At 63.1% G+C, this 3919-nt stretch carries 3 protein-coding genes and 1 pseudogene; 1 reads left to right on the top strand and 3 read right to left on the bottom strand.

Translation table 11 applies throughout. The annotated features are described in order from the left end of the window. A pseudogene (locus JHD73_RS27010) lies at window positions 1-420 on the top strand (hypothetical protein); the annotation flags it as partial. Window positions 421-492: 72 nt separating this feature from the next. Here JHD73_RS27010 and JHD73_RS27005 read toward each other — a convergent pair. The 3 genes from JHD73_RS27005 to JHD73_RS26995 all read right to left on the bottom strand — a co-directional run. After that, complete coding sequence (locus JHD73_RS27005) at window positions 493-1329, bottom strand: BspC domain-containing protein (RefSeq protein ID WP_199033214.1); 837 nt, start codon at window positions 1327-1329, stop codon at window positions 493-495. A 147-nt stretch (window positions 1330-1476) separates the two neighbouring features. Beyond that, window positions 1477-3063: an ABC transporter substrate-binding protein gene (locus JHD73_RS27000; protein WP_199033213.1), complete on the bottom strand. Its 1587-nt coding sequence runs from the start codon at window positions 3061-3063 to the stop codon at window positions 1477-1479. Between the two features lie 171 nt (window positions 3064-3234). Next, the coding region (locus JHD73_RS26995) for a DUF2863 family protein (RefSeq protein WP_199033212.1) at window positions 3235-3919 on the bottom strand (685 nt) is incomplete at its 5' end.

Here is a 3919-nt window from a genome sequence, read left to right as displayed (position 1 = left end):
GCCCAGCGCAGTCCCGAAGTGCTGTGCGTGCGTCAGGCCATCGAGCAGACGGGCGTTGACCTGTTCTTCGACATTCACGGTGATGAAGCATTGCCCTACGTATTCGTGGCGGGCAGCGAGATGCTGCCGGGCTTTACCGATGCGCAGCGTGCCGACCAGGACCGCTTTGTTGCGGCCTTTTTGCGTGCATCACCGGACTTCCAGACGCAATACGGCTACGAGGCCAGCAAGTACAACGAAGACGCGCTCAAGCTCGCCTCGAAGTACATCGGCCACACATATGGTTGCCTGTCGCTGACGCTGGAAATGCCGTTCAAGGACAACGCCGATTTGCCTGACGCACGGGTAGGCTGGGACGGTGCCCGCAGCGCTGCACTGGGCGCGGCAATGCTGCAGGCGATTCTGGAATATCTGGACTGAACGATCCTGAGGGATCGCGCCGAGGTCACCAATGCAAAACGCGCCGCCAGGGTTCTGGCGGCGCGTTTGTCTTTATTGGCCGGAGGTCGATTTTTTCGTCGTCTTCTTGGCCGTCGACTTGGCGGTGGATTTGCCAGTCGATGTTGACTTGGTCTTGGCCGTGCCATTGCTCTTCGCAGACTTGGCCGTGGATTTCGTCGAGGCCTTGCCCTTGGCGGTGCTCTTGCCATGCACAGCCGAGGTCGTGCAGCGATGGCCGCGGCGGCAGTGCGTACGTGCCGTCGACGATGATGGTGCGGCGGCCGGGGCCGCAAACGGCTGACCGTTGGCGTCGAGCAGTTCGTACGCCAGCATCATCCCTTCGTCATAGCCGCAGCGTACGCGCACCGACTCCCACTGGTCATTGCCTGTGCCGCGCTTGTGCACAGCGGCATTGAAGCTGACGACGCTCGAAACCTTGACCGCGCCTTGCTTGCTGGACGAGAAACGCGAGTCCCACGGCTCGACCTTGGCCTGCTCGTTGGACAGCGCGCCTGTCGGCAGGCGGAACTGATCGAAGTTGGTTGAGCGAGGGATGATCCAGCTCGCGTGCGCGGCGCAGTCGGCCACGTCGGGGCGGGCACCTTCGGATTGGATCAGGCGATCACGGGTTTGGGCGCGGTACTCGGACAGGCTCATCTTGTCCTTGGCCGGTAGGTTGACCGTGGTGGTCCCGCTGGCATCGGTCGAGCCGAAGACGATCGGCGGCGTGGTCGGTACTGGCTGGACGGCCGGCTTGGCTTGCGCGGCCGGGGGGCTTGACGTGGCGTTGGTGGCCAGGGCCGACGTATCAGTCGGTTCGGTCTGCAAGTTGGAGCAGGCGGCCAGCAAAGCGACGACGCCGAGACAGAGTAGTTTGGGTCGCAACATCACGAGTGTTACAGGGTGTCGGCGTGGAAATCGCCATGATAGAGGAAAGCTCGCGCTGAAAGTTCCTGCGGCTTTCCCCAATGCGGCGCATCAAGCGATTTTGCTGTAACAGCGCGTTACGGCATGGCGTCGGTTACGAAGTGATCATCATTGCTTGGTGAACAACCACGCCAGCGACCATTCGTCGGTGCGCGCCTCGTAGCGAATGCCCTTGCGCATTGCCCATGTGGCGAGCTGGTGGTGCGATGGAATGATCGCGTAGTCGGTCTGCGCAAAGCGTGCGGCGGTCTTGGCGGCCTGCTCGTGGGCTTGTTCGCTCGATACTGTCGAGAGCGATGTCTGCACCAGCTTGTCCAGTTCCGGATTGCTGTAACGGCCCCAGTTCCAGGTGCCATAGCCGGTTTGTGGGTTGGGTGTGCCGAGGATGCTGCGCAGTGCCACGTCTGCTGCCACCGAGCCCCAGCCCAGCATCATGAACGAGAACTCACCCTGGCGCGCACGCGTAAAGTAGGCCGCCACTGGCAGCGTTTCCACCTTGGTCTGAATGCCAATGCGCGTGAGCAGTTGCGCGGTGGTTTGCGCAACCTGCGCGTCGTTCAGGTAGCGGTTATTGGTGGCGTGCAGCGTGAGCCCGAAACCATTCGGATAGCCTGCCTCGGCCAGCAGTTTCTTCGCGCGCTCCGCGTCATACGGAATCGGTTTGCCGCCCGGGTGCCCGAAGATCTGCGGTGACACGATGCTCGACGCCGCGACGCCCTGGCCCTCCAGCACGCGCGAGACGATTGCGTCGCGATTGATGGCGAGTGCCACGGCCTCACGCACGCGGCGGTCCTTGAACGGGTTCTTGGCAAGCGGCTTGCCGGCCTTGTCTGTGATGAATGGCGACACGTCGCGGCTCTGGTCCATCTGCCAGAAGATCGTGCGCCACGAAACCTGCTGCTCCAGGTGGAACTTCGGGCTCTGCTTGATGCGCGGCACATCCGCGGCGGGCACGGCTTCCACCACATCCACATCGCCAGAGAGCAGGGCAGCCGTACGTGCGGCGTTGTCGGTGATGATCTTGAAGGTCACCTTGTCCCACTGTGGCACACGGCCCCAGTAGTTCGGGTTTTTCTTCAGCACGATTTCCTGCCCGCGCGTGAAGTGGTCGAACAGGAACGGGCCCGTGCCGATCATGGCGCGGCCGGCATCGAAATCCGCCTGCGAGGCATCCGCCACTTTCTTGGGGATGATCGGCAGGCTGTTCAGGTCGTTCGGGATGCTGGCGTAGTTCGGAATCGACACCTTCAGCCGCACGGTGAGCGGATCGACGATCTGCACGTCGGTGATCGACTTGGTGTAGCTCGTGAACGGGCCCGGGCTGTTGGTCAGGCGTGCCGGGCGCTCGATGGAGGCTTTGACGTCTTCACCGGTGAAGGGCGTGCCGTCGCTCCATTTCACGTTCGGGCGCAGCTTGATCTCCCACGTGTTGGCGTCGATGGCCTTCCACGAGGTGGCAAGGCCCGGCGTGTAGCGGCCATTCTTGTCCAGGAAGACCAACGATTCGAAGACGTGCAGCGCCATGGCGTTGTTGGGGCCGGCGTTGTTCCATTGCGGGTCCATCGACGTGACGTCGGCAGACAGGCCGATGCGCAGGTCGTCAGCTTGCGCGGCCAACGGTGCTGCGGCAGTGGCAGCCAGTGCGCATGCGGCAAGATTGCGGATCAGGGCGCGAAGGAAGGGGCGATAGGCCATCGGGGGAGCTCCTTGGTTTCGAGCGGTGATGCCAAGTGGCGAGAGACCGTCATTGTGCCGCAGGCTGCCAAACCGCGTGCGACGCAAACTGACAATCAATATGACCGATGGCGCAGCAATAAAAAAGCCACCCGAAGGTGGCCTTGGCGATCTGTGCGATCGGTCAGTGCGTCAATGGAAGAGCGGTTGCTGCGTCGGTGCGTCTTCGGGCATCTCGGCGTGGACGATCTCCGCAGCGCGGTCCGCGTATAGCGGGGCGCCGCAGTCTTCGCAATATTCCGGTTCGAAGAGCTGGCCGTGGCGGAAGATGTCTTCGATGCCGCACGCGCGCAACTCATCGCAGATCTGCTCCAGCGGGCTGCCGGGCTCGCCTTCAGCGGCGACATCCGTGGCACCGCCGTCGCGGCCGTAGACGGGCCAGACGATGCCGTAGATCAATTCTTTTTCGCCGCGCACGGTAAAGGCCACGCGGTACTCCTCGATTTGCTCTTCCCCGAACGCGCCAATGATGGCCCCGAAGCGGTTGGCCGGCATGTCGAGCGCACCCTGCAGGTAGTTGACGGCAGCGCGCACGGTGAGCGGGCGGATCTGCTTGTCGGATTCGCGGCAGGACAGGAAGAAGGCATCCGGCAGCAGCAGTTCGAACTCGCAGCCAGGCATCAGCGTGGAGATGGTCGGCGTGACCTGCTCACGCCATTGCTCCAGGCAGGTGGAGCGCTCGGCGTGATGCTCCTTGGCATCTTCCTGCCAGCGGAACAGCGGTTGGCCATGCTGGGCGACGACGATGGCGACCAGGTAGCGCGGATCGGCCAGGATGGGCGCCGTTTCGGGCATGTCGCGCAGGTCTACCTTGGGC

Source organism: Ralstonia sp. ASV6, from assembly GCF_016429285.1.
Taxonomy (GTDB): domain Bacteria; phylum Pseudomonadota; class Gammaproteobacteria; order Burkholderiales; family Burkholderiaceae; genus Ralstonia; species Ralstonia flaminis.
The sequence above is the reverse complement of the archived record's forward strand: the minus strand, read 5'-3'. Positions and strand labels throughout refer to the sequence as shown.

What these genes read in the sequence shown, in the direction of transcription:
- JHD73_RS27005 (WP_199033214.1), bottom strand. Translation starts at nt 1,329, where the DNA reads ATGTTGCGACCCAAACTACTCTGTCTCGGCGTCGTCGCTTTGCTGGCC.
- JHD73_RS27000 (WP_199033213.1), bottom strand. Translation starts at nt 3,063, where the DNA reads ATGGCCTATCGCCCCTTCCTTCGCGCCCTGATCCGCAATCTTGCCGCA.